The sequence below is a fragment of the Lysinibacillus telephonicus genome, from assembly GCF_039654155.1.
GTDB lineage: Bacteria > Bacillota > Bacilli > Bacillales_A > Planococcaceae > Ureibacillus > Ureibacillus telephonicus.
In genome coordinates, this window is the sequence record NZ_CP155468.1 from 4,074,526 (window position 1) to 4,101,346 (window position 26,821).

A 26,821-nucleotide genomic window follows, 5' to 3' on the forward strand; every position below is an offset into this window, starting at 1 on the left:
TATCTAACAAAAAAACTTCTCATAGTTTTTGATTTAATCATCAAAACTATGAGAAGCATATAAGGTTTATCCATTTTTAGTTTACTAAATTATGCTCATATAAATAGTCATAGGTAACATCGACAAATAAATATTCATGTTCATTTAAAGCCATTGAATAAGTTCGTGTTAGTTCACCGGTTTCAATATCACTATAAATACTAGAAAGCTCGCCTTTTACATCATTTCTTAGCTTTATAATATTAAATAAGAAATATGGACGCCAGCTCCAGTTTTTCCCTACAGCCTTTTCTTCAACATCCCACTTTCCATTTCTACGAACGATATTAGGTGAAATCTGAAAACCTTCATCATTACAAATATAAAATCGGAATGCATAATTCTCTAATTGATTTGCTAGTTGCAACAATGTTTCGACATCGTTACTATCGGGCTTCGTATATTCAACGATTGTTGCAATTGTTCTTTGTAATTTTTTCATTTCTTCATACTTTAATTCTAATAATCGTTTTTCTGCAGAAATAAATTGCTTACACTCATTGCGGAATCGTTCTTTTAATGTATCTCTTGGAATAAAACGTTTTGATGGCTGCTGTAAATAAACGCCTTTAAAATAGCGGGCTCCACTTTTCCATGCATGATGTAATTGATAGTCTGTTTGAATATTATCAAACATTAATGCTGCACCTATTTTTACTGCAAGTGATTGAATTGTAGTAAAAACATGGTTTTGAGCTCCCCATGCATTATAATTTAGCTGGCTTACGTTGATTTTCAATACTGCTGGTTCCAGCATTAATATTTGGTCAAGGTTGCTGTCCGATCCAATATTGTCCAAGGCTACCTTTACACCGTATGTTTTAATATAACGAATTGGATGTTGAAGCTGCTCAAACTCCCCTTTAAACTTATGCTCAGGAATTACTAAATAAATATAGCTTAAAAGATTTTCATCCATCGATTCTTTTAAAGTTTGGAAGTATTTTTCCCCGAAATCTAACATTAATAAATTTGGATTGCACGGTAGAAAGAGTTTTACTTGTTTTTGTAACAACTCGTCTTTTGCAGCTTCAATTGCTTTGATTACTAAAAATTGTTCAATTTCTGATCGTATATCTGCAGGAATTGACTCATCATATGTAATATCTGTAATGTTAAAAGTTATCCCCTCGTTTGTATATTCCCCAATAACTTCGTACGCCACAATTACATGTTCATCCGCACTGTAAATTGGTTCAAATAAAACGTCGATTTCATCTAATTTATCTAAAAAATCCAGAACATCCATCCATATAACCCCCACATAAAAATTCTGACTACTTTATTACATCAATTATACACTAAAATTCGTGTCACAAAATATAACATAATCAAATGTGCTTCGATTATAGAATACACATTTTATTTATTTATTCTTTAAGTGAAGTTTATATGATACTATAAATATAATTGATTATTTAATCAGTAGATTGAATTTTTATAAATTTTATTTTCTAAATTACGCCTTTACCACACAGTTTCTTTCCATTTCTTTTGCTTTATAAAGTGCATTATCCGCTCTTATATACCAGTCATTGAACGACTCAAGCATTTCTCTTTGTGCAACACCTAAGCTTGCCGTTAATTGACCTGCGATAGGATACTTAAATTGTTCAATCGATTTGCGAACTCTTTCTGCAATATTTATTGCTTTATCAAGGTTTGTATCTGGTAATATAATCATAAATTCTTCTCCACCAAGACGAATTAAAGTATCAGAATGTCGCAGCATTTTTTTCAATATTTGAGCTGTTTGTTTAAGCACCTCATCACCAACTGGATGCCCCCAAGTGTCATTCACTTGTTTAAAGAAATCAATATCAATAATAATCATAGACAGAGATTGCCTATCTATATCTGATTGATTCATTTCATCAACTATTTTCTGATCTAAAAAATGCCGATTATATAACCCTGTTAATTCATCTGTTAGTGCAAGTGTTTTTAATATTTTATTTTTTTCTTTTAACTCTTCTGTTAGTTGAGCAAGATTTTTATTTTTTTCAAATAACTGTTCCTCTAATGTTCTTCGTTCTGTAATATCTCTGGCTGATGAATAAATATATTTTCCATTTAGTTGTGAATGCCATTCTAAATACCGATAAACACCATCCTTTCTACGCACTCTATTTATAAACGTAGAAATATGTTTTTGGTTTTGCAAATCTTTTATTCTATTTAAAGTCGAAGATAAATCATCCTCATGAACAAGTTTTGTGAAGCTGCTTCCTTCAAGTTCCTCCACTTTATATCCTAGTATTCTTTCAAAAGCTTGGTTGACCCTTAAAAAATAGCCATTACTATTCACAACAGAAAGCATATCAATATTTACATTTAAAAAGCCCTCAATTTCATTGTCCTGTATATATTCTTTTGTTACATCAGAGTAAATACACCCAAGAGTGTCCCTTTGTAATGGAAAGATCATCATTCTAATCCACTTTTGCGAGGAAAAAGGAATTATATCAAATTGAATAGACTTTTTATTTATGACTGCATCTAAAATATATTTGTTCCAATCATTTATGTTTTCCAAACAGTTAGGAAAGACATCAATAAATCTTTTGTTTAAAGTTTCGGCGCCTTGCAATTCCATCAAATTTTCAAAGGCTTTATTATAGTCAGAAAAGACAAGGTCCATTGGCACTCCATCATTATCATAAATGACCTTTTGACATGAATAGGCTGTTGGAGAATTTTTATAAAATTGTTCGTAATATTTTGAATCCAATTTAAATGCCCCTTTCATGTCAAAAAATTTAGATATATTTAAATAATATATCCTTTAACTTACAACCTTTGAAATTTTCTTCCTCAATAATAACTTCTTTAGTAAATTTACTCAATGATACAGCATATTATCATTTTTATATAATAATTTAATCAGGAATAAATAGGTTTATGAAAAAGAAAGGACAGCTAACTCCTTTGAATTGAAAACATACTAATTCACCTTAGCTTATCCTGGTAGCATCATTTAATTTTATTACATTAGTTGCCTGTTTAAATTCGACTGATAGAACTACTATATGAATTAAGACAATACCCTTCTAAAATAATAAATTTGCCAAAATCTAGAGGCTGGGACAAAACCCGTCTCTGATGAAAAAGCCGGTGAAATTTTACGATAAGTAAAATTTCACCGGCTTTGATTATTTTAAATAAAAAATAAGGACCACTTCTGATAAAATTAAGTCACCACAACAAAATTATACAGAAAGAAGGATCCTTATGTTTAAAAATTATAACATGAATCAAATCGTTTTGCCTTTAGAATTAGAAGTAAAATTACAAAAAAATGATATTGCTTACCACGTGCATCATTTAGTGGAAAGTATTCCTCCAGAAGCATTTGAACCATTTCTCCGAAATGAGGGATGTCCTGCCTATCATCCACGCATGATGCTTAAAATTATCTTATGTGCCTACACACAATCTGTCTTCTCAGGACGCAAAATTGAAGCGTTATTAAAAGATAGTATTCGGATGATGTGGTTAGCTCAAGGGTATGAACCAAGCTACCGTACAATCAATCGTTTTCGTGTCCATCCAAAAGTAAAAGAATTGATTCGCCAATGTTTCGTCCAATTCCGGTGCCAATTGATTGAAGAAAAACTAATCCATCAAGAAGCCATTTTTATCGATGGTACAAAGATTGAAGCGAACGCAAATAAATTTACGTTTGTATGGAAGAAATCGATTGAGAAATATCATCAAAGTTTAATTGAAAAGTCCAACCAGCTATACAATGAATTACTTGAGAAAGAAATTATCCCTGAAATCGAACGTGAAAGCGATGAACAGTTATCATTAAAAGAACTCGCTCATTTGGTTCAACAAGTTGACGATATCGTAACCGAGTATGATAAGGAAATTGAGGCTTCATCAGATGTCCAAAAACGAAAAATTTTAAGAAGTGCACGCAAATATCCGAAACAAGTGCGTAATCAGTTGATTGATTTTGTCTTACGAAAGCAGAAATACCAACAAGACTTTGAAACTTTTGGCGCACGTAATAGCTATTCTAAAACAGATCGCGATGCGACATTTATGCGAATGAAAGATGATTATATGCAAAACGGGCAATTGAAAGCTGGTTATAATATACAAATCGCGACAGAGGGACAATACGCTTTAGCCTATAGTTTATTTTCAAATCCAACAGATACACGTACGTTAATTCCATTTCTAGATGAAATTGAGCAACATTATTTCGAACTACCGAAATACATTGTCGCAGATGCAGGGTATGGTAGTGAACAAAATTATCATGATATCCTTTCGAACAGAAAACGAGAAGCACTAATTACGTATAACATGTATTTGAAGGAACAAAAGAAAAAGTACAAACAGAACAAATTTAATCCCGACAACTGGGAATATGATGAAGAAACAGATACATATACATGCCCTAATCAGAAACGTCTTGAATTTCAATATGATTCTATCCGTAATGACCGTACAGGCTTCCAACGGAAGTTCAAAATCTACGAATGCGAAGACTGTTCTGGATGCCCATTCCGTTCATTGTGTACAAAAGCAAAAGAAGGCAACAATCGAAAATTAATAGTAAATGAAAAATGGGAACAACAAAAAGAATATGTAAGAATGAAGCTTTCAGAAGAGAAAACGAGTGCCATCTACCGAAAACGCAAAATCGATGTGGAGCCAGTTTTTGGATTCTTGAAGGCTAATTTGCGTTTCACTCGATTTTCTGTGCGAGGAAAATCGAAGGTTGAAAATGAAATGGGTCTTGCGTTAATGGCCGTGAATTTAAGAAAATTCACGGCCATTAACTAAGGGAACAGAAGAACTAATGTGAAAAAAGAGAGAAAGGTGAATTTGAGGGAACTCAAATTCACCTTTCTCTTTATTTGAAGCTAGTTATGTCCCAGCCCCTTTACATTTCTATTTAATTATTGTGCTTCAATCTTGTCTGGACTTTTTGCTCGTTTTAAGAAGAATGACAAGATTAAAGCAACAATTGTAATTAAAGTTGCTACTATAAATGATAAGTGGATTCCATCAAGTAATGCTTGCTGTGTGATTTGTGCTTTTAATGTTGCCATTTGTTCTTTTGTCACAGGACCAGTAGCTCCCGCTTGTGCTTCTCTTGCCAATTCTTCGGCAGAAGAAGTTGTGCGTGCATTCATAACAGCTATTAAAATAGCAGTTCCAATTGAACCAGCTACTTGTTGAATCGTATTGTTAGCTGCAGTACCATGTGGATTTAATCGACTTGGTAAAGAGTTTAAACCGTTTGTCATAATTGGCATCATAACTAAAGAGATCCCAACCATTCGAATTGTATAAATAAAGATGATGTAGAAATAAGTTGAATCAATTTGTAACTTTGATAAATAGAAAGTTGAAACGGATGTAATAATAAGTCCAGTCACCGCTAAAATTCTTGGACCAAACTTATCAAACAGTCGTCCTGTTATTGGTGACATGATCGCCATTACGATAGCACCTGGCAACATCATTAATCCAGATTCAAAAGGTTCAATCCCTCTTACATTTTGAACGTAGGCTGGAGTTAAAATCATTCCACCCATCATTGCCATTGCTTGAACTGCACTGATTATGGCCGATAATGAAAATAGTGGAGACTTAAAGATTTCCATATTTAATACAGGTGATTCCAGTTTTATTTGTCGAATTACAAAAGCTACTACACCTATTACCCCGATGATTATCGTTGTAAGAACAATCGGATCAGACCATCCATCGTTACCTGCAGTACTAAAACCATATAAAATCCCACCAAAACCAATAGATGATAAAACTATTGAGAAATAATCTAATGTAACTTTTCGGTTAGGTAGAACATTTTCCAATTTCCAAATACTTAAAAGTAAACTAATTATCGCAATCGGTAAAATCATTTCAAATAAAACGCGCCAGTCATAATGTTCAACGATCCAACCAGATAATGTTGGTCCAATTGCTGGTGCACTTATCATAACTAAACCGAACATCCCCATTGCTGCCCCTCTTTTTTCAACAGGGAAACTTATTAACATAACGTTCATTAAAATAGGTCCCATAACTGAAGAACCTACTGCTTGAATCATACGACCTGTCAATAGTACGGCAAAATTAGGGGCAATTGCGGCACATAATGTCCCTATAGCAAAAATTGTCATCGCAAAGATAAATAACGGTCTTGTCTTAAAACGCGTAATTAAAAACGCAGATGCCGGAATTAAAACTCCACTTACTAACATATACCCTGTAGCAAGCCATTGTATCGTTGCATAAGTAACATCTAAATCTACCATCATTGTTGGTAGAGCAACATTAAGCAACGTGTTATTTAAAAAAGAAACAAAAGCACCCACAAATAAAATAGCAATCATTAAATAAGGGGGCTTTTTCAGCGTCTGTTCAGAATTCATTTTTGTATGTCACTCTCTCTCTTGTATTCATTTCAATCCCCGAAATACATTCTATACCCCTAGTCTATTTTTTTCAATAAAAAAGCAAACATAATTTAAAATGTTGAAATGTAAGTGTTTTCAGACTATACTCGTAGTATAAAAAATAGTCAAAAGGTGAAGATATGAATACGAGGAAACGACAAATCATCCATGCAGCACGTCAACTTTTTATTGAAAAAGGATACAATAATACATTTATAAATGACATTATTTCCGCAGCCAATATTTCAAAAGGTACATTTTATAACCATTTCACTTCTAAAAGCGAGTGCTTAATCGCAATTCTAGAAGAAACGAGAGAAGAGACGATCAGTGCTCGTTATCAAGTTGCAGTTAATAAAGAACTAAATGATAAAACGGTTCTCATAAAGCAAATTTCTTTATTAATTCATGTCAATCGAAAGCGAAATCTAGTACAAATATTTGAAACCCTTGCTGGTAATGCTGATAAAGAAATAAAAGCTTTACTTGAAAAACATATGATTCTTGAATTGGAATGGCTTGCTAGCAGATTTATCGATGTTTATGGAGAAAAAATCCGAGATATCGCCTATGAATGTGCTGTCCAAACAACTGGAATGATTCAACAAACAATACGCACTATTACCATTGCAACAAATCAGTTAGTTTCACCTGAAGCTGTAATAAAATCTGTATTAGACTATATAGATGCTATGATTCCGCGTCTTCTTGAAACAAAAAATTTAACGATAACACCGGATATTATCCAAGCACTACATCTAAAGATTGAAGAACAGCTTGTTACAAAAGAATCGTTAATAGAACAACTGCAAGGATTTATTGAAAAATTGCCAAATGATTTTCCTGAAAATGGCATCGAACTTTCTAATTATTTATTAAAGGAACTACAAAGTACAGAGGAAAAAATATACGTATTAGAAGCAATTTTACTCTCCTTTAGTAAACCATTTAAGAATACACCACATGAGGCAGAAGCAAATGAAATCACTATTGCTTTTTGGCGCTATTTACATATAAAAAAATGTGGGGGTAATAATTAATTTATATTTTCAGTTCCTATTTATAGTTTGGCGATAGTTAATAATTTATTCTTATTTTTTAAAAGAAATTATATAGATTGATTCCAAAAGCTACGTAGAATGATAACCCGTAAAAAATCAGCGTATCAAAAAGAATTAAGTACAACTATTTAAATTGTAGAACCTTAATAAAAAAATTATCCCCAAAGTTTATCGTTTTAACTTTGGGGACTCTCTTTTATATGAAATTTAGTTATTTTTTGTTCCCATCGCTGTTACTGCATTTTCCCTACAACTTTCACTCTTAATCTTGTTGCGTTTTCTGGATGATATGCAAGCGGCGTTTCTTCTACTTCAACTAATTCAATTGTATCTGAAACAGCTCCAGCTAATACAGCTTGCTTCACTGCTTTTTCTTGAGCATCTTTCAATGAAGCTTCACGTGGTTCTTTCGAATAGATATAGATTTGTTCATATTGCCCACTAATTTGAGCAATCGAAGCACCAATTGCATTTGCAACATTACCATTCTCAGCTTTTATAATATTTGATACGCCTCGAATCGTATCCGGAACAATGATACTTCCTCCACCGACTAAAACAAGCTGTACGTCTTCTGAAGAGGTTTTCATTTTATCAATGGCTTGTTCTAATAAAGAGGAGATTTCTACTAAAACTTCTCTAGCAAAGTCTTCTTCTATATGTGCAACAAGACTTTTATCCCCAACATCAGCCAATCCTAATCGAACAGCAATATCTGTTGTAGTGAGAGTTTTTCCTCCAAAGACAAGAGCTTCCTGACCGATTTTGTATCCTACGCTATCAGGCCCAACTGTAATTTTGCCATTGTCTTCTCTTACAATACTTCCTCCACCTAGACCAACAGAAATAATATCCGGCATTCTGAAATTTGTACGGATATCGCCTACTTCAACTGCTACAGATGATTCTCTAGGAAAACCGTCTTGTAAAACCCCAATATCTGAAGTTGTACCACCAACATCAAGAACCATTGTATTCTTAATTTGTGCCAAATAAGAAGCACCACGTATACTATTCGTTGGTCCACACGCAATTGTTAATATAGGAAATTGTCTTGCATAGTCAATTGACATCAATGTTCCGTCATTTTGGCATAAGTATACCTCTACATTGGAAATTCCCTCTTCCTCTAAAGCATGAGCAAAGCCTGTTGTTGTCGTTTCAATTACTTTGCATAATGCAGCATTTAAAATTGTCGCATTTTCACGTTCGATTAAACCAACAGAACCAATTAATGAAGAACAAGAAACTGGAAAATCTTCTCCATAAACTTCTTGTATAATATCGCGAACCTTAAGCTCTTGATCGTTTTTAATAGAGGAAAAAACGCCAACCACAGCAATGGATTCAACTTTATCTTGCCATTTTTCTAGAAGTGTCTTTATCTCAGTCTCGTCGAGTTGTCCCAATAATTGTCCATCATACTCATAACCACCATGCACTAAAGCATAATTCCCAGATAGTTTTCCAACCATATCTGTGGGCCAAGCAGTATACGGTAAGACAGAAGCAGTTGCGGGATATCCTAATCGAATGACGCCAACACGAGCTAACTTTTTGCGTTCTACAATCGCATTTGTACATTGTGTTGTCCCTAACATCGCGTGAGTTATTTTTGTTCTATCGATATTCGCTTCTTTTAATAAATTTCTTAAAGCCTTTTCAATACCTGTTTTAATATCTAAACTTGTTGGCGATTTTACACTATGAATTAAATTACGATTTTCATCTAAAATAATAGCATCTGTATTTGTTCCACCAACATCTATTCCTATTTTATACATGTTTCGCTACCACCTTTTTAACAAGTTCCTCGATTGGAACGTAATCGTAATCATACCCAAAGTATTTCGGACCTGCTGTTTCAATTCCTTTTTTAGTTCTCCATTTTTCATTGGCCGGTAACCCCAACACACGTACTCGTTTCCCATATTTTAAACTTTCAGTAGTTACTGGCAATAAAGTTTCATAGTCAACTAAACATAGTAAATCTGGGGTCATCGCTATAACTTGACCATCTTTTTCTGCTATCAAATTTTCATTTTGAAAATGAACCTTCATATTTTCTTCCTTATTTACCGCAATACCTTCAAGATTCATTTTTCCTAAATTAAATCCACCCTTTGTTTCTCGTATAACATCCACAATCTTCCCTTGGAATAATTCATATCCAGAAACTAACTTTAATAATTCTTCGAGTTTTTCGTTCGGATCTCTATCTTTTGAGGAAATAATTGCTCCAATTTTTTCAGAAAGTGTAATAATATTATGCACACCACTTTTTTTAATTTGAGCACCAGTTGTTGGATACAAACTAACCAATGAACTAGCTCCCATTTCAACAGTAGCTGCTCGAGCTATTCGCTCTGTCCATTTATTATCGATGGTTTCAAAAATACCGATGTTCCCCTTTTCATCAGTTATAGCCATCGGTGTCGCCGGAATCCCATCTAAGTGGAAGGTCACCATTTGCAGTTCAGGAAATGCTCGTCCCATCCCATCACAATCAATGAGAGGCAAATCCAATTGTGCGGCTACCACTATTGGAATCATCGAGTTAACTCCCCCTGCTTCCATCGGGTACGTTCCAGCAATTTTATCTTTTCCTAAATAGTTCGCTAGTTTTTGAAAAACCTTAACAAATTCATCACCGCGGGGAAATTTCTCTACTAATACAGAAGGTGCTCCCATCATAGCGGCTGGAATAAAAAAGTCTCCATCCTCTATTTCATCTACTGAATACAATTTTACTGGTCCATTTTTTTCAATAGCGGAAAGAGCCATTAACTTACCAATATAAGGGTCTCCTCCCCCACCTGTTCCAAGAAAAGCTGCTCCTATAGCAATATTTTCAATCGCTTCTTTATCTAAATATCTCATCTATTTTCCTCCAACATGACAGTGTTTTGTGCTGATATACGATATCCAATAAAATAAATAACAAATGATATAACAATTCCTATTAAAGGTTGATTGGGTACTTGCGGCAAGCTTGGAAATAACGATAAAACTACAGGAGTACTGGCAATAACAGCTCCTACAAGCCAAGAAGCAATACCTAACCGGTTTACACCATCAACTTCTCTCCAGTTATTTTTATCCCCCTTATTCATAACCCAGTAAGAAGCAATCATGACGCCTGCAACTGGTGGAATCATCGCTGATAATATCGACATTATCGGTGTAAAGTAATTTAATATACCTACCACCGCTAACAGAGTACCTACTGTTCCAGCAATTCCAACCGCCATTTTTTCTTTTTTCTTAGAAACGTTAAACACATTAACTAAGGCAATTCCACCCGAGATGGCATTGACTAAATTTGTTTTCCATGTCGCTAAGATTAATACAACACCACCTATAAATGGAGTGGCGATATTCAAAAAGACTGCGGTAATATCACTAGTTTGATAGGCAATCGTTAAAACAGCTCCTGTGCCGATCATAAGTACCCCAGCTGGTATGATGCCAAAGATTGCTGCTTTTAACACATCCGAACGTTTTTTGGAATATTGCGAATAATCACCAGCTATTACCGCCCCTAATGCAAATGAACCGAGTGTTACTGCTAATCCATCCATAAAACTCATATTACCTTTAGGTTTATACTCCTGAATGGTCTGTAAATTATCCCCTGTCAATGTTTGTACTAAACCAATAACACACATTACAACCAATAAAGGAACAGCAATATAACTTAATACACGAAGTACTTTAATTCCGTAGATAGCCGAAATTACCATCACCAACCCACTAAAGAAAGAGGCTAATGGAATAGGCACAATAATATCGTATACTGCTAATAAATTTGCTAATGCCGCCCCACAAACATTTGCTTGAATTCCAAACCAACCTAAGCAGGCAATAGCTAAAATTATTGAAATAATCGTGCGAGAGCCTTTTTTACCAAAAACTTGTCCTGCCACTTGAACTGTTGGCTTTCCTAAGTCAGTACTTTGAATTCCTTGTAAAATCATGAGTATAACGACAACGGCATACCCAATAACAGTTACTAATAATGTTTTTGATAAACTCATTCCGGAAATAAGTGTATTCCCTACTAATAAACTTGGTATCGTTATCATCGCACCAGCCCAAATAATCCCTAAACTATACCAAGACTGATGCTCTCCATCATTTTTCATATTGACCCTCCTTTGTTCTGAACAATTTATTTTTCTATTATAAAAGGAGGCTTAAGAACAAGTCTTTTTCAAAATTGAAAAAAAAATCCGAATTTTTGTTCTTTTAGACAAAAATTCGGATGATTCTAACTATTTATTAATCGGTATATCATACATGCAATATATACATCATAAAATTCGGAATAAACCGTTACATCATTTCCAATAAGTTCACTTATTTTTTTAATCCGATATTTCACTGTATTTTTGTGAATAAATAAAAGCTTCCCACATTCTTCAAAATTCCCATTCGCATCTAGAAGAAACGTCATCAATGTTCTTAAAGATTCTGTATCATTTAGAATTGGGGCAATTACTGATAAACTTTCTTCAATCATTTCTTCCCCTTGTGTACTGAAATCAATCGCACGCTTCATCGACCGAATTTCAGCTGCTGTATACAACTTACGGTCTTTAAAGATCGAATGAACCTTCTTTCCAACATTATTTACTAACTGATACATTCGGCGTACGTCTTGAGTGTTTCTCATTCTAGGAGAATAAGTGATTTCTGATATATGGGAAATAAAATTTGTTGTTTCGATAAACTCACTAGCAATCTCATATTCATTGTATCTATATGAGCAATTTCCTAAAAGAACAATAATACAATGATCGATGGTTTGAATTACTGCCGTTTTATAATATTTCGAAAGATGCTCTTCCAACTCATCTCTAATTGCCTTTTCTTCGGATAAATCATTTATATAAACTAGCCACATTATTTGAATAGCAGAAACATCGATATGAAGTTGATTAGCTAACCTTCGCATTTTTTCACTTTCATCATTAATGATTGCTTTGACTAAAGCATATTCACTCACTTCATCATGCTTATCGCCCCATAAATTAATAGCGACTTGTACAACTTCACTTATTTTTTCAATAGTTTTTCCTGGTAATTTCGTATTTTCTTTAATAAGAAATAAATAAAGCAAATCTCCGTTTTTTTGATGGATCGTCTTATATTCTATAAAACAAGGAATGGTGCTACTTTCTATTTCTTTCTTTTTCTTTCCATCATTCAAATTATATTTTGAAAATTCCTGGACAGCGTTTAAAACATCTAAGGATGAATTTCGGGGCCACATCACTTGATTTACAATTTCAAAGTTTGTATTTGTCAATAGAATATTTGCTTTTAGGCGATCTGATAACAATTTAAGCGTAATCTCCACACTCTGCAAATGTTCTGGAAGCAAAGAAACCTTTTCTAAAGTTTCCTTCACGAAATGATCATTTACTGTTTGATTACTTATAATCGCTTCCATCACTTCATAGATAACTTCATTATAGCGAAGAGAATAATCGTTTTTAGGCATACAAATAATAATAAAGTCTTTAGATTCTGCTAATTGCAAAACCTCTTCTGGTATTTCTGGCAAAACAATTCCCACATAATATAAAATTAAGCCCAATTCCCCTAAATCATGTAGGTGCTGAATGGTTTCACACTGTTTTTCAACACTATCTCTGATTGAGTAAAAGGAGCTTATGACAAGTTCTTCAGCATACCATTCTTCTTGAACCGTTTGGATAATTTGTGAGAAAAAATCTACATTAGAGACTTCCAGTACAGATAAAGATGAGACTGTTCGATTAAGATTATTTTTTCCGGTTAAAACTTCCGCTCCCCTAAAGGACGGCAAGTGCAGCAAATCCTTTACAGTTATCCCATTTTCGTTCACCACTTCTTTTAAATATTGATTTGTTAGATCCAACTATAAATATGGATGTTTTTATATACATACTCGTAAATGCAATATTTTTATATCAAATTATTATTATCATAACATAATTAAAGATTGAATATTTCTACAATAATTTCTATATTCAAATCAAAAAGGCCAACTACCTGCATTAGGTAATTGTCTTGATATTTTTGCTTTTGTTTAATGGGAGTTTGGCATCTTTACTTCTCCTGCCGTCCCCCTTTATTGATGATATACTGGAAAACTACTTCAAGTACTTGTAAACTACTTATAGAAAAATATAGAAAGGTTGAGATGCAAATCAATGGAGATGTTCATAGTGGCAATTTTATTTACTTTAATTTTTGGATCATTTTCTTACTTATTGTTAAAAAATACTGATAGTGTCTTAAAAACGACTTCCTTTTCAAAGAAATTTACCAACAATCCTTTGCTAAAGAAATTCCTCGTGTTTATGGGATGGTGGTTTCTAATTATTGTCGCTGGTGTATGGGTTATAGCCATTATTACTTTGTTCGAATAGGCCTGACATTAACATTTGAGCGTTTTTTTAATTCTGTGGACTAAATCATAATTTAAATAACGCTTATTCTAATTAGAGCTAATACAATTCACCCATTACTCTAGGTTAAGGTATTATGAACAAACTTAGCCTTTTCGATAACCTATACATGTCAATGTACGGCGAAATAAAAAAGAAGTTTCCCCTAGCTCAGTGAACTTAGGAAAACTTCTAAGGTCAAGTTAACTCATATTAGCATCATCTTGTTGCTTTTCTTTATAGTTATCTGTACCTTTATCAAAGTCCTCTGAAAACTCTGCTTGTGTAATTAAATTATCTTTTGGGGTGCGTACAACATGTTCAGTTTCATTTTCAAATAAATGATCCACTAAATATTTATGGTAGTAAAATTCGCCACCTGCAATAAATAATGATGATAATAATGCTGCTGAAAATACTGAAATATCTGGATCAAATAGAAATGCACCTAGTGCCCATATAACTAAGAAGGCGAGTACTAAATCAGCTCCTGCAGCTGAGGCTCCCCCAATTCTAGGTAAGATAAACAAATCTCCAACAAATGCTACGATTGTTAAAACGAAAGTTATAATAAGAATATCTGCTAAAGAAACACCAAAGAATAACCCTAACACTAATAATAAGACCCCAAAAGTCATAGCTAGCTTAATGAAAAAAGCTTTTGTTCTCTTCAAAAAACATCTTCCTTTCTTTTTCTTTAAGCTTTAGGTTTTCCCAATTTATATCCTTCATACGTTTAAGGATTAATTGATGATTTATCAGTGTATTAAAAATTTAAAAATGATAAAAAAGTAAATATAAAAAGCTTCCCAAAAGTCTTTTTAACTTTTGAGAAGCTTCCAAAGCATTTATAACTATCAGTTTATCTCGACAAAAGATAACGAATACTTAACTATTGTTTTATGATTTACTTTGATGTCTTAAAATCATCATTTAAATATCGAGCCAATAATACGGCAAAATCTTGACGTGAAAGATTATTAGTAGGCTTAAAAGTTCCATCTTCATAACCACCAGCTATATTATTTGCTGCTAGTGCGGAAATTTCATCATATGCCCAATACTCTTTTGGGACATCCTTAAATTCGGTTGGATTAGTTCCCTCTAAGTCATAGGCTAATACTAAAATCTTAGCTGCATGTGATCTAGTTAATTTTCCGTTTGGATCGAAGTATTTTTGGCCCTGAGCATTTACGTAACCGTTGATTATACCTAATTCTACAGCTTTAGCAATCTCCTCATATCCATTATCGCCTGGCTTCACATCAATAAATCCTGGATTTGTAACGTTAGAAAAGTCTTTAATTCCCTTTTCTCTTAAAATCATTTTTATAGCTTGTAAACGAGTAATAGGATTGTTTGGTTTAAATGTTCCATCAGCATAACCCTGAATTATGCCTTTATCTGTTAAATACTCAATTTCATCTTCATAAGAATTAACATCTTTAAATTTAGTTTCATCAACTAAATCAACCGCGAAATTAGGCGTTGTTTTTGGCAACGTTCTAGCATTTGTTGCTTGTTCAAATGAATAGGCTAAATCTAATAGAGATTGTTCACTAAATGCTAGCCCGAAGAAAGAAATCCCAACAGGTACCTCTTCCTTCGTAACACCAGCTGGCACAGTAATTTCAGGGAATCCTGTTGCTGAAGCTACATAACTAGCGGCATAAGTATCATATGCTTCACATACATATGTAGGGTCTTCCTGATCAAATCTTGGTGACGCTGGACATGACATCGTTGGAAAAACGATTGCATCCAAATTTTCATTTTCCATAATTGCTTGAATTTCATCACGTACTTTAGGCATTTCGTTTGTTATGATTTGATTGTATTCTGCGCTGTCTTTAAATTCTGCCTGTTCCATCGAAGTTTTAAAACCTTCCACACGCCCTGGATTTACTGGCGTTGCCGAATTTAAAACTTCAGGAGATTCACTAATTTTGATAATTTCTTCTAGTGTTTTTGGCTGACCCTCTGGGAGCTGTGCAAGATATTCTTCTAATTGCACCTTAAAGTCCGCATCATTAATCGGTCCAACAATTGGTGTCCATAAATATTGAGTTAGCTCTGAGAAAGACACCGGAATAGCCTCTGTACCCATTTCTTCCATTTTTGCTATAGCTTCATTCGCAATCGCATCCACTTCTTCGTTGTCGCCAAAAAAGTCAACTGCTACGCCGATTCTTGCGTTTTGTAAAGCAGTGCTATCTAAGGATTTACTATAGTCTTCGACGATGTGTTCCTTTGCAGGCAACGTTTTAGCGTCTTTCTCATCAACCCCAGCCATTACACTCAATACAATCGCTGCATCCTCAACTGATCTTGCTATCGGACCAGTTGTATCAAAAGTTAACGAGGATGGAATTACCCCACTGCGACTTATTAAACCTATCGTCGGTCTTATACCAACTAGACCAGTTACATTCGCTGGACCTCTCACTGAAGCAGATGTATCTGTACCTAATCCAAATACAGCAAAGTTTGCTGTAACTGCCGCTGCCGTTCCGCTACTTGATCCTGAAGCATCTCGGTTAAGATTATAAGGGTTTAAAGTTAAGCCACCCAATGAGCTGTATCCTAATCTGCCATAAGATGCTGCAAACTCTGACATATTTGTTTTAGCTAGGATAATCGCTCCTTCGTCCTTTAGTTTCTGAATAACAAAAGCATCTTCTGTCGGATAAGCATCCTTTAGTGCCACAGAACCCGCAGATGTAGGCATTCCTTTTACGTCAATATTATCCTTCACAACAATCGGAATACCATGAAGAATGCCTCTTGGACCTTTATTTTGTCTTTCTTCATCTAATTGCTTGGCAATCTCAACAGCTTGATCATTAATTGTAATGATTGAGTTAATCGCTGGGCCTTGCTTGTCATATGCCTCTATACGCTCTAGATAATACTCAACCAATTGTTCAGAAGTAATTTGGTTGTTATTTAAAGCATCAGAAATTTCACTAATACTCTTTTCAAATGGATCAAATTCCATTTCTTCTGCAGAAACACTTACTAATGGAAGCGTCGCTATTACAAAAATAAAAGCAATCAGGGTTTTAAGCTGATAAATTGTTTTAAACATAGTGTTTCCTCCCTTTTATAATGATTCGAAATAGTAAACTAATACACTTTTAAATATTCTGGATTATTAAACTAGATGATCTAATCATTAGGAATCATTAGATCATCTAACAATAAATTAAGTACTGTAAAGTGGATTTTTATAGTTTAAATTGCTGTATAACTTCCTCTAATTCAACTGACATTCTAGCTAACTCTTGAGCTGCTAATGAAACCTCTTCCATTGAGGCACTCATCTGTTGTGATGATGCAGCAACATTTTGTGAATGATCGTTAACCTCTAAACTTGTTTTCGAAACTTCCTCTATATGGGCTACAACTTCCGCTATATGTTTTTTCATGTTGCCCATTGCTACACTAACATCAGATATTCTTGTTGTGACATCAAGTACGGCATCCTTAATTTCTCCGAAGGCTCTTCCACTTTCATTTACAAGTTTCATTCCTTCTTTAGCCGAGTTTGCCCCTTGATTAACAAGACTCATTGAATCTTTAATTCCTTCTTTAATATCATTAATAATTTCATTGATCTGCAATGCTGAATGACTAGATTGCTCTGCAAGGTTTCGTACTTCGTCTGCTACTACCGCAAATCCCTTTCCATGTTCGCCAGCTCTTGCCGCTTCGATTGCAGCATTTAAAGCTAATAAGTTTGTTTGCTCTGAAATTGACTGTATCATCAAACTAATTTGACTAATTTCGTTCGACTTCTCATTTAATAGGCCAATTTTTTCAGCAGAAGAGCTCACATTTTTATCTATTTCACCCATTTGCTTTACAGTTTGATAAACAACATCACTACCTTGTTTAGCAGTTTCTGCTGAAAAATGAACAGACTGACTTACATTGTCCATGCTCATTGACACATCATCAACATGCTTAAACACTTCATTTATAATCCCTACAGCATTCTTCATTGCCACATTTTGTTCTTCTGTTCCAGAGGCGACGCTTTGGATAGAATCAGATATTTGATTCGAGGCTTTTTGATTCTCAATAGAAGATGCTGCCAGTTCCTCAGATGTAGCTGATAATGCCTGAGATTCTAATGAAATCTTTTTAATCGTTTCTTTTAAACTATTAGACATAATATTGTAATTCTTACCCATATCTCCAATTTCATCATTTGATTTAATCTCAACTAATTGAGTTAAATCACCTTGAGACATGGCTAATGATACATCACCAATATTTTTGATTCTTCGTGTTATACCTTGACTCACGAAAATAGAAACGATTATAGCTATTACTGCAATAATTCCACCAATAATAGAGATATTTGTGCGGATGGAGTTTGCCGTCGCTAAAAGTTCACTCTTTTCGATGACAGTGATATATTTCCAGCCTTCATTTTTTGATGTGACTGTGTTTAATACATATTCTTTTCCATCAATTATTGCTTCAAATGAACCATCTTTACTTAAATCCTCTAGTTCCGGAACATTCAGTTCGGAAATTGGTTGGAAATTCAGTTCTGGATTCTTTGGATTTGCAAGGATTGTTCCATCCTCTTGCGCTAGAATTACATAACCATTTTCTCCTATGCTGATTTCCTTAATCATATTTGTTAAACCATCTAGACTTACATCCAGACCTAACACACCTATTTCTTTTCCGTCCTTTTCAATCGTAACAACATTACTTACGATAATTCCCTCTATTCCAGTTGCTGCATAGGCGCTTGTTAACTTTACTTTTCCTGGATCTTCAGCTGCTGTCGTATACCAAGGACGATCTCTTGGATCAAAGCCTGCTGGCACAGGACCCTCTGGATATTGGACATAACCTCCATCCGATGTGCCTATATAAACATAAGCTGCATTTGGATGACTCTCACTAAATTGAGAAAACACCTCATATATTGCTCGCTCTTTTTCCCCATTAGTAGAAGGAGTCATGTCAATTGAATCTTCCCCTGCTACATCCATATAGGAGGTAATACTTGAATCAGCATTTATAACAGATGGGTTGGTAGCTAGTAAACTCACGTTTTCCCTAATAGATTCAAAATACATAGAAATTCCATTATCAACCTGTTTAATTTCTCTTTCACTAAAATTGAGATAATCTTTCTCAGTTATTTTGCTAACTGTATTATTTACTAAAAATCCAACAAAGATGATCGGTACTAACGATAGTAATAAAGAATAAATTAAAACTTTTGCTTTAAATGAAAATCTTCTTTTATTCATATTGCCAAACCTTTCTATTGTTTTAGTGAAACTATTAGAATTTCCACATCTTGCACGTCAATAAACTGTTATCATCCCTCTCTAAAACTTTCACTACACAAAGTTATTGCTAAATATTATAAATGTACAAAAGCTTGTTTTATAATTAGCAATCATCTAGCTTATGGAATAAAACTTGCCAAAAAAAAACTACTCTATTTTTCATAGAATAGCCAAAGGATTTAAATTAGTAAGAATCCGTAAATTTGGTAACCAGGCGATCATCGTTTAAATTGCAGGATTTTGATTCATCCTACTAAACCTTAGACCCTAGGCTTTGCGTCCTACCCTTTCGGAATAGTTTGCCTTTATCTTCCATAAATATAAGATTAAACTCATCTCTTATAATAATCGCATGTAATTATACAAATTTCAATAATTTATGACAATAAAACCAAAATACTTATTATTTTCTACAGGAAAAACTATGCACTATATTATAATCGGGATAATTAAATCTTCCTAGAAATACTATTGTAAATGCAATACGAAGGTTCTATGGCTAAATGAAAAAGACTCCTTCTCTGATCTATTAGAACAGTACCTTCCTCTATTAGAATGAGTAAGCCTGAAAATCAAAAAAACACCATCTCTTAGGTTAATTGCTGAGAGATGGCGTTAAGAGTAATACTATTTAATTTAAAGTTTGATTGCTAATTCAAGCTTCTTGATAACCGCTCAAACACTGTTTGCCTTACAGCATGCTCTCTGAGTTACAAGGCATTTTAACGCAACAGATGTCCATGCCTTATTTGGGGCAATGTCAGCGCTTACTAATTAGTCATCATCTCGGTGAATTTCTACCCTCATCAACAATTGAAATAACCATGGAAACTTCAAATTTTTCGCTTCTCACACCTGAAATAATTTTTTAGCTAAATCTAATGTAATATTACTCATAATAATAGGCCATTTGTCTAACTTATTTATTTAAAATTTCATGAGGATCAATGACAAACTTCTTGGAAGCTCCCTGATCAAATTCAGCATATGCAGCTGGTGCTTGATCTAAAGAAATTGGTGTTGCATTTACAGCTTTAGCAATTTGCGCTTTCCCGCTCAGGATAGCCATCATTAAGTCACGGTGATATTTCATAACCGGTGTTTGACCAGTTACAAACGTATGAGCTTTAGCCCATCCAAGCCCCAAACGAACCTTTAATGTACCGATTTTCGCATCCTCATCGACTGCCCCCGGATCACCTGTAACATATAGACCAGGAATACCCAGTCGCCCTCCAGCACGGGTAACTTCCATTATGGAGTTTAATACAGTAGCTGGAGCTTCACCGGTCCCTTTACCATGTCCGTGGGCTTCAAAACCGACACAGTCAATCGCACAATCGACCTCTGGACTTCCTAAAATCTGTTCAATTTGTTCTCCAAGATTTGGATGTTCTCTAAGATTTACTGTTTCACAACCGAAGCTCTTAGCCTGTGCTAGTCGCTCACTATTTAAATCACCAACGATAACTACAGAGGCCCCTAAGAGTTGGGCAGAATGGGCTGCAGCCAAGCCAACTGGTCCAGCTCCAGCAACATACACAGTAGAACCAGGCTTTACACCAGCACTCACCGCACCGTGATAACCTGTTGGGAAAATATCAGAAAGCATAGTTAAATCAAGGATTTTTTCCAGAGCTTGATCTTTATCTGGAAATTTCAGCAACTGGAAGTCTGCATAGGGAACCATTACATACTCGGATTGCCCACCTACCCATCCACCCATGTCCACGTAACCGTATGCGGAACCGGGACGATCTGGATTAACATTTTCGCAAATATGTGTATTCTGTTCTTTACAACTGCGGCAACGACCACAAGCAATATTAAATGGTACGGATACAAGATCTCCTTTTTTTATAAATTCGACATCTCGCCCTACTTCAATGACTTCACCCGTAATTTCATGACCAAGAACAAGCCCCTCAGGAGCAGTGGTCCGGCCTCGAACCATATGTTGGTCACTTCCACAAATATTCGTTGTTACAACCTTTAGAATTACGCCATGGTCACACTTACGACCTACATTTAAAGGATTTACTCCTGGCCCATCTCTTAGGATCAAGTCTGGGTAGCCAATATCTTCAACAGCTACTTTCCCTGCCCCTCTATAAACTACGGCTCTGTTTCCTGTCATTCATTTTCCCCCTTCATTTTTCTTACCTTAACTACGAAGTTTTTACATCCCCATTGATAGAGTTATCAAAGTTTTTTCTCCTCTTTTATAGAGGGTCTGTTTTTTGAATATTCCCTATCTTAAATTTATTCTAAAAAATGATTCCTTTCTTTGGAAGAACGCACTTTTTTGTGAGAAAGTTACTTAAAGGATACTTTTTGATAAAAAGGGGGAGAAGTATTTTATGCACGATTTACGAAAGGAAGTTAGAAAGAAAATTGAGAATGGTGAATTTAATTGTGAAAAGGAATTAACCTTATCCATCATTAGCGGCAAATGGAAAATTACGATTATTTACTATTTAGGAACTAATGGGACATTACGTTTTAGTGAAATTAAACACTTATTTCCCAAAATCACACATAAGGTGTTAACAACCCAAGTTAGAGAGTTAGAGGAAGATGGTATTGTTCAAAGAAGAGTTTTCCCCGAAGTTCCTCCACGAGTGGAATATTCATTGACAGAACTAGGCGAAAGCTTAATGCCCATTGTTTTAATGATGTATGATTGGGGTAAGCAAAATTTAAAATCGTTCAGTAAGTAAGATATTCACAGAAACAGTTCTTACATTTTCGTAGTTTCACAATTTTGTAGATGATGCACTTAATAAGCCGCGCAATCGTTCTAGTGACAGCAGCTTATAATCACAAATTAAAAGCTGCTGGATTGCTAAAACTACTAAAACTTCATTAACCACCACTAAGAAACGGTAAGCACAATAGTTTAAAATGGTGTGGATGAACTATTTCATAATTCGCAGCCAAGCCCTGTGAGTAAACTCTCTCGAGTGATTCAATGACTAGAGAACCTGTCTACGAAGAAAGCTATAGGGGGCATAATAAAGCCCCCGGTTCGTTCACTAAAAACACCTATCCCCACGTTACAATAGACATGAAAAAAGAGGCTTCCCAAAAGTTTTCACAACTAATGAGAAGCCTCGATTAAAATCCTCTATGTTAGCAAACCACTTTCATTTTACATACAAACCCTTATATATCAAGGCATTGACGGGCAGAGGAACTCGGACTAAAACCGCGACATCGTGTCGCAACGTCCGAGTGACCAACTTCGTGTTGGCCTTACATCATGCCGCCCATTCCGCCCATGCCACCCATGTCAGGCATTGCTGGAGTAGCTGGTTCTGGGATATCTGCTACAACTGCTTCAGTTGTTAAGAATAAAGCAGCTACAGATGCAGCGTTTTGAAGAGCTGAACGAGTTACTTTTGCAGGGTCAACTACACCAGCTTCGATCATGTTCACCCATTCACCGTTTGCAGCGTTGAAGCCAATACCTGCTTCTTCACGTTTTAAGCGGTCAACGATAATTGATCCTTCAAGGCCAGCATTGTTTGCAATTTGACGAACTGGTTCTTCTAAAGCACGCAACACGATGCGTACACCAGTTGCTACGTCGCCTTCTACTTCATCAAGTACTTTTTCAACTGCACCGTATACGTTAAGAAGTGCAGTACCACCACCTGATACAATACCTTCTTCAACAGCAGCACGAGTTGAGTTTAATGCGTCTTCGATGCGAAGTTTACGTTCTTTTAATTCTGTTTCAGTTGCAGCACCAACTTTGATTACTGCTACACCACCAGCTAATTTTGCAAGGCGTTCTTGTAATTTTTCTTTATCGAATTCAGAAGTAGTTTCTGCGATTTGAGAACGAATTTGGTTAACACGTGCTTCAATTGCATCACTATTTCCAGAACCTTCAACAATTGTTGTGTAGTCTTTAGATACTACTACTTTACCGGCACGACCTAAAGAAGTTACATCAGCTGTTTTTAACTCTAAGCCAAGATCAGAAGTAATCACTTGACCACCAGTTAAAATTGCAATGTCTTCTAACATTGCTTTACGACGATCACCAAAGCCAGGAGCTTTTACTGCTACTACATTAAATGTACCACGTAGTTTATTTAAGATTAATGTAGTTAAAGCTTCCCCTTCAATATCTTCAGCAATGATTAATAATGGGCGGCTTTGTTGAACAACTTGTTCAAGCAAAGGAAGAATTTCTTGAATGCTTGAAACTTTTTTATCAGTAATTAAAATATATGGATTTTCTAATACAGCCTCCATTTTATCTGTATCAGTTACCATGTAGTGAGATACGTAGCCGCGATCGAATTGCATACCTTCAACTACATCAAGTTCAGTAGTGAAACCTTTAGATTCTTCGATTGTGATAACACCGTCAGTACCTACACGTTCCATTGCATCAGCAATATATTCCCCTACTTCTTCATCAGCAGCAGAAATTGCAGCAACTTGTGCAATCGCTTCTTTGTTTTCTACTGGACGAGAAATAACTTGCAACTCTTGAATTGCTGCAGCAACAGCTTTGTCCATACCTTTACGAATACCTACTGGGTTAGCACCAGCCGTTACATTTTTAAGTCCTTCACGAATCATTGCTTGTGCTAGAACTGTCGCTGTTGTTGTACCGTCACCAGCAATTTCATTTGTTTTTGAAGCAACTTCAGCAACAAGTTTTGCACCCATATTTTCATATGGATTTTCAAGTTCGATTTCTTTTGCAATTGTTACACCATCATTTGTAATTAATGGAGAACCGAATTTTTTTTCTAATACTACATTGCGGCCTTTTGGACCTAATGTTACCTTTACTGCGTTTGCTAATTTATCAACACCTTGTAGCATAAGCGTACGAGCTTCTTCTGAGAATTTAATATCTTTTGCCATTTTGCTAACCTCCAAATTTTATATTCTATTCAAAAATCAAAAGTAGCATGCGAGCGCCAAACAATTCATAGTATGTAAAGGCGCCCATTGCTTAAGATTCATTTTTTACATTTTTAGCCGATTACTGCTAGTACATCACTTTCGCGGAGAATTAAATATTCTTTACCTTCATATTTCACTTCTGTGCCTGAGTATTTAGAGAAGATAATAAGATCGCCTTCTTTTACTTCAGGCTCGACACGTGTGCCGTTATCTAGTACACGACCTGTTCCCACAGCAACAACTTTACCCTCTTGTGGTTTTTCTTTTGCTGAATCTGGAAGTACAATTCCGAATTGTGATTTTTCTTCCACCTCAACTAGTTCGATAATGATACGATCACCTAATGGTCTTAACAAGTGAAACAACCTCCTACAAATTTTAGTTTAAATATCATTATTAGCACTCTCTTCATATGAGTGCTAACACAATTATTATAATAAAGAATTCAATTTATTTTTGCAAGTACGAAGCGTAAAAAATTTTGTTTTCTTTCCATATTCATCTACAATAGAATTTAGTTGGATAATCTTATTCAGACGCCTCTGATAGTTTATCTACTTATACTATGTTTTAAACTCTATTTTTAGAAAGAGGGATTTTCTCTATTGAGTACTACTACTAATATTCAAACACAAAAAACTGCATTTTACGTATTGCTTACTTACATTGGATTTCAATTATCCGGCTTTATAGTACTTATTCCACCTGTGAGGAAGGTTTTCCTTCATTTTATAAATAAAGACGGGGCAGAGGCAGGTATTGCGATAGCAGGCTGGTGGTCCGCTATATCGGCAATTATTGCTTTCATCGTTTGTATTATTTTAATTAATAAAAATAAAAATTTTTGGAACATATTTAAAGGGGAAAAAGCATCTATACCCGTTTCAATCGGCTGGGGAATTATCGGTTTTTTCCTAGTATATCTAGGTCAATCGATTGGAGCAATGATTGAGTTAGCCCTTGGGATTGACTTCGGTTCGGAAAATACGGAAACCATATTGCTTGTAACGGAAATTGCCCCTATCATGATATTAGCCTCTGTATTTTTTGGTCCGATTTTAGAGGAGTTAGTTTTTCGACGGGTTGTTTTTGGCTCGTTAATACAAACTCAAAGCTTTTGGGTGGCCGGTATCGTTAGTTCCATTGTTTTCGCTGTAATTCATTTAGATTTTACCCATATCATTCTTTATACAATTAGCGGTTTTATTTTTGCATTTCTCTATTATAAAACGAAGCGATTACTTACATCTATTATTGCCCATATGATGTTAAATGGTTTTGTTACATTAGTTCAAATGAATGCTGATAAGCTTCAACAAATTATGGATCAAGTGCCTAAATAAATATCATCAACCACTTCTAGCGTATTTCACTTGAAGTATTGCGCTTTGGGAACAGCTTTCCGTTGTTTTCTAATGTGAAAGACTTTTAAAAGTTTAATAATTAAAAATGAAAAAGCCTATTTTCGAACTTCTTGTCCGAAAATAGGCTTAATTTTTATTGTTGCTTTGTCATCTCTTCAATTTGGCGCCGCTGTTCTGCCAGCAATGCTTCTACTTGCTGGTTTTGAGCTTCTTCTTTCTCTTCCTGCTGACGTATTGCTTCCGCGATTTTATATTTTTTATAACCAATTCGTGCGATTACAATACTAATTTCATATAAAATAAATAGCGGAATTGCTATCAGTAAATTTGATATAAGATCTGGTGGTGCAAGTAGTACCGCTAAAACAAATAATACAAAATATGAGTACTTACGGAACTTCACCATCAGCTTTGGATTTAAAATGCCGAGCCGCGCTAAGAACAGCGTCACTACCGGTAATTGAAATATTAAACCAAAAGGAACGACAAGTTTAAATAAAAAGGAGAAATATTCATTTATACCAATTGTTTGTTGAATTTCAAGCTCATTTGATAAATTCATCATGAAATTCATAATATTTGGAAATAGAATGAAATAGCCGAATGCAAGGCCACCAATAAACAATAAAAAGGCATATGGAATATATTTTAAAGTGGCTTTACGTTCTGTTTCATGTAAACCAGGCGTAATAAAAGCCCATAGCTGATACAGGATAATTGGCGATGTGACAATTAATGCTACAATAAAGGTTACCTCTAAATAAACTGTAAGTGGATCGCCTACATTGAATGCGTTTAATGTTAAATGCTGCTCTTTTTCTCCCGTATGTTGAATAAATTTTATTATCGGTTCTGCTACGTAAAAGCTTCCCACTAATGCAAGAACAAAGAAAATCGCACAAATAAATAAACGTTTTCTTAACTCTTCTATATGTTCAATAACAGTGAGTTCTTTTGGATTCATAATAAGTTGACATCCTTAACTTACTTGTTTTCTTTATCTTTATCTATATCTTTATGCTCAATGACTGTTTTTTTAGTGTCCTCATCATCGATTAATCCGCTTGTACCTTTTTTAAATTCGCGAAGTGTTGAACCTAAAGCCTTTCCAAGCTCTGGAAGTTTTTTCGGCCCGAAAATTAATAAAGCTACAACACCAATAATAACTAGGCTTACTGGTCCAATTGCATTTAAATGCACAACCATGATAGCCACCTCCTCTAATATTATGTACATTTTATC

The 26,821-nt window shown here is 34.8% G+C and carries 19 protein-coding genes and 1 riboswitch; of the genes, 4 read left to right on the forward strand and 15 right to left on the reverse strand.

What is annotated here, in order from left to right; all coding sequences use genetic code 11:
- Positions 1-76 precede the first annotated feature (76 nt).
- Positions 77-1,288, reverse strand: a complete 1,212-nt coding sequence (locus tag MKY04_RS19645; protein ID WP_346235009.1) for an EAL-associated domain-containing protein — start codon at positions 1,286-1,288, stop codon at positions 77-79.
- 210 nt (positions 1,289-1,498) lie between these two features.
- A complete protein-coding gene (locus tag MKY04_RS19650) occupies positions 1,499-2,770 on the reverse strand; it encodes a diguanylate cyclase (RefSeq protein WP_346235010.1) in 1,272 nt (423 codons plus the stop codon).
- A gap of 500 nt (positions 2,771-3,270) precedes the next feature.
- Between MKY04_RS19650 and MKY04_RS19655 the strand changes: the two genes are divergently transcribed.
- Positions 3,271-4,839, forward strand: a complete 1,569-nt coding sequence (locus MKY04_RS19655; RefSeq protein WP_346234597.1) for an IS1182 family transposase — start codon at positions 3,271-3,273, stop codon at positions 4,837-4,839.
- A gap of 116 nt (positions 4,840-4,955) precedes the next feature.
- Here MKY04_RS19655 and MKY04_RS19660 read toward each other — a convergent pair whose 3' ends face one another.
- Positions 4,956-6,440, reverse strand: coding sequence for a DHA2 family efflux MFS transporter permease subunit (locus tag MKY04_RS19660; RefSeq protein WP_126293775.1), 1,485 nt, complete (start codon positions 6,438-6,440; stop codon positions 4,956-4,958).
- A gap of 164 nt (positions 6,441-6,604) precedes the next feature.
- Between MKY04_RS19660 and MKY04_RS19665 the strand changes: the two genes are divergently transcribed.
- On the forward strand, positions 6,605-7,504 hold the full coding sequence (locus MKY04_RS19665; protein WP_126293776.1) for a TetR/AcrR family transcriptional regulator: 900 nt from the start codon (positions 6,605-6,607) through the stop codon (positions 7,502-7,504).
- 254 nt (positions 7,505-7,758) lie between these two features.
- Here MKY04_RS19665 and MKY04_RS19670 read toward each other — a convergent pair whose 3' ends face one another.
- From MKY04_RS19670 to fdhA, 8 genes are all read right to left on the reverse strand, one after another.
- Positions 7,759-9,309: a hydantoinase/oxoprolinase N-terminal domain-containing protein gene (locus MKY04_RS19670; RefSeq protein ID WP_126293777.1), complete on the reverse strand. Its 1,551-nt coding sequence runs from the start codon at positions 9,307-9,309 to the stop codon at positions 7,759-7,761.
- A complete protein-coding gene (locus tag MKY04_RS19675) occupies positions 9,302-10,405 on the reverse strand; it encodes a DUF917 domain-containing protein (RefSeq protein ID WP_126293778.1) in 1,104 nt (367 codons plus the stop codon). The genes MKY04_RS19670 and MKY04_RS19675 overlap by 8 nt, the downstream gene beginning before the upstream one ends.
- Positions 10,402-11,670, reverse strand: coding sequence for a cytosine permease (locus tag MKY04_RS19680; protein WP_126293779.1), 1,269 nt, complete (start codon positions 11,668-11,670; stop codon positions 10,402-10,404). The genes MKY04_RS19675 and MKY04_RS19680 overlap by 4 nt, the downstream gene beginning before the upstream one ends.
- A gap of 125 nt (positions 11,671-11,795) precedes the next feature.
- On the reverse strand, positions 11,796-13,397 hold the full coding sequence (locus MKY04_RS19685) for a PucR family transcriptional regulator (RefSeq protein WP_346235011.1): 1,602 nt from the start codon (positions 13,395-13,397) through the stop codon (positions 11,796-11,798).
- A 768-nt stretch (positions 13,398-14,165) separates the two neighbouring features.
- Positions 14,166-14,636: a DUF2512 family protein gene (locus MKY04_RS19690; RefSeq protein ID WP_126293781.1), complete on the reverse strand. Its 471-nt coding sequence runs from the start codon at positions 14,634-14,636 to the stop codon at positions 14,166-14,168.
- 233 nt (positions 14,637-14,869) lie between these two features.
- A complete protein-coding gene (locus tag MKY04_RS19695) occupies positions 14,870-17,050 on the reverse strand; it encodes an amidase family protein (protein ID WP_126293782.1) in 2,181 nt (726 codons plus the stop codon).
- Positions 17,051-17,189: 139 nt separating this feature from the next.
- Positions 17,190-19,241, reverse strand: coding sequence for a methyl-accepting chemotaxis protein (locus tag MKY04_RS19700; RefSeq protein WP_346235012.1), 2,052 nt, complete (start codon positions 19,239-19,241; stop codon positions 17,190-17,192).
- A 244-nt stretch (positions 19,242-19,485) separates the two neighbouring features.
- A riboswitch (cyclic di-GMP riboswitch) is annotated at positions 19,486-19,597 on the reverse strand.
- 605 nt (positions 19,598-20,202) lie between these two features.
- Entirely contained in the window at positions 20,203-21,420 is a 1,218-nt protein-coding gene (gene fdhA / locus MKY04_RS19705; protein WP_346235013.1) for a formaldehyde dehydrogenase, glutathione-independent, read from the reverse strand.
- Positions 21,421-21,643: 223 nt separating this feature from the next.
- Here fdhA and MKY04_RS19710 point away from each other — a divergent pair, with 223 nt between their 5' ends.
- A complete protein-coding gene (locus MKY04_RS19710; RefSeq protein WP_126293785.1) occupies positions 21,644-22,003 on the forward strand; it encodes a winged helix-turn-helix transcriptional regulator in 360 nt (119 codons plus the stop codon).
- Positions 22,004-22,538: 535 nt separating this feature from the next.
- Here the strand turns inward: MKY04_RS19710 and groL are convergent.
- Both groL and groES read right to left on the reverse strand, forming a co-directional pair.
- The gene (groL, locus tag MKY04_RS19715; protein WP_126293786.1) at positions 22,539-24,173 is read right to left on the reverse strand and encodes a chaperonin GroEL; all 1,635 of its coding nucleotides are present in this window, start codon (positions 24,171-24,173) and stop codon (positions 22,539-22,541) included.
- A gap of 113 nt (positions 24,174-24,286) precedes the next feature.
- The gene (gene groES / locus MKY04_RS19720; RefSeq protein ID WP_126293787.1) at positions 24,287-24,571 is read right to left on the reverse strand and encodes a co-chaperone GroES; all 285 of its coding nucleotides are present in this window, start codon (positions 24,569-24,571) and stop codon (positions 24,287-24,289) included.
- Between the two features lie 249 nt (positions 24,572-24,820).
- Between groES and MKY04_RS19725 the strand changes: the two genes are divergently transcribed.
- Positions 24,821-25,558 (forward strand): type II CAAX endopeptidase family protein, encoded by a 738-nt coding sequence (locus MKY04_RS19725; RefSeq protein WP_346235014.1) that lies wholly within the window; start codon positions 24,821-24,823, stop codon positions 25,556-25,558.
- 154 nt (positions 25,559-25,712) lie between these two features.
- Here the strand turns inward: MKY04_RS19725 and tatC are convergent, their stop codons facing one another.
- Together tatC and MKY04_RS19735 are read right to left on the reverse strand one after the other, a co-directional pair.
- Positions 25,713-26,543, reverse strand: coding sequence for a twin-arginine translocase subunit TatC (gene tatC / locus MKY04_RS19730; RefSeq protein WP_346235015.1), 831 nt, complete (start codon positions 26,541-26,543; stop codon positions 25,713-25,715).
- Positions 26,544-26,563: 20 nt separating this feature from the next.
- Entirely contained in the window at positions 26,564-26,785 is a 222-nt protein-coding gene (locus tag MKY04_RS19735; RefSeq protein ID WP_126293790.1) for a twin-arginine translocase TatA/TatE family subunit, read from the reverse strand.
- Positions 26,786-26,821: the final 36 nt, after the last annotated feature.

Excerpts from the sequence above, each read along its gene's own strand:
- MKY04_RS19700 (WP_346235012.1), bottom strand. The coding sequence starts at position 19,241 with ATGAATAAAAGAAGATTTTCATTTAAAGCAAAAGTTTTAATTTATTCT.
- MKY04_RS19710 (WP_126293785.1), top strand. The coding sequence starts at position 21,644 with ATGCACGATTTACGAAAGGAAGTTAGAAAGAAAATTGAGAATGGTGAA.
- MKY04_RS19665 (WP_126293776.1), top strand. The coding sequence starts at position 6,605 with ATGAATACGAGGAAACGACAAATCATCCATGCAGCACGTCAACTTTTT.
- MKY04_RS19695 (WP_126293782.1), bottom strand. The coding sequence starts at position 17,050 with ATGTTTAAAACAATTTATCAGCTTAAAACCCTGATTGCTTTTATTTTT.
- MKY04_RS19735 (WP_126293790.1), bottom strand. The coding sequence starts at position 26,785 with ATGGTTGTGCATTTAAATGCAATTGGACCAGTAAGCCTAGTTATTATT.
- MKY04_RS19670 (WP_126293777.1), bottom strand. The coding sequence starts at position 9,309 with ATGTATAAAATAGGAATAGATGTTGGTGGAACAAATACAGATGCTATT.
- MKY04_RS19680 (WP_126293779.1), bottom strand. The coding sequence starts at position 11,670 with ATGAAAAATGATGGAGAGCATCAGTCTTGGTATAGTTTAGGGATTATT.
- fdhA (WP_346235013.1), bottom strand. The coding sequence starts at position 21,420 with ATGACAGGAAACAGAGCCGTAGTTTATAGAGGGGCAGGGAAAGTAGCT.
- MKY04_RS19675 (WP_126293778.1), bottom strand. The coding sequence starts at position 10,405 with ATGAGATATTTAGATAAAGAAGCGATTGAAAATATTGCTATAGGAGCA.
- groL (WP_126293786.1), bottom strand. The coding sequence starts at position 24,173 with ATGGCAAAAGATATTAAATTCTCAGAAGAAGCTCGTACGCTTATGCTA.
- MKY04_RS19655 (WP_346234597.1), top strand. The coding sequence starts at position 3,271 with ATGTTTAAAAATTATAACATGAATCAAATCGTTTTGCCTTTAGAATTA.
- MKY04_RS19660 (WP_126293775.1), bottom strand. The coding sequence starts at position 6,440 with ATGAATTCTGAACAGACGCTGAAAAAGCCCCCTTATTTAATGATTGCT.
- MKY04_RS19645 (WP_346235009.1), bottom strand. The coding sequence starts at position 1,288 with ATGGATGTTCTGGATTTTTTAGATAAATTAGATGAAATCGACGTTTTA.
- tatC (WP_346235015.1), bottom strand. The coding sequence starts at position 26,543 with ATGAATCCAAAAGAACTCACTGTTATTGAACATATAGAAGAGTTAAGA.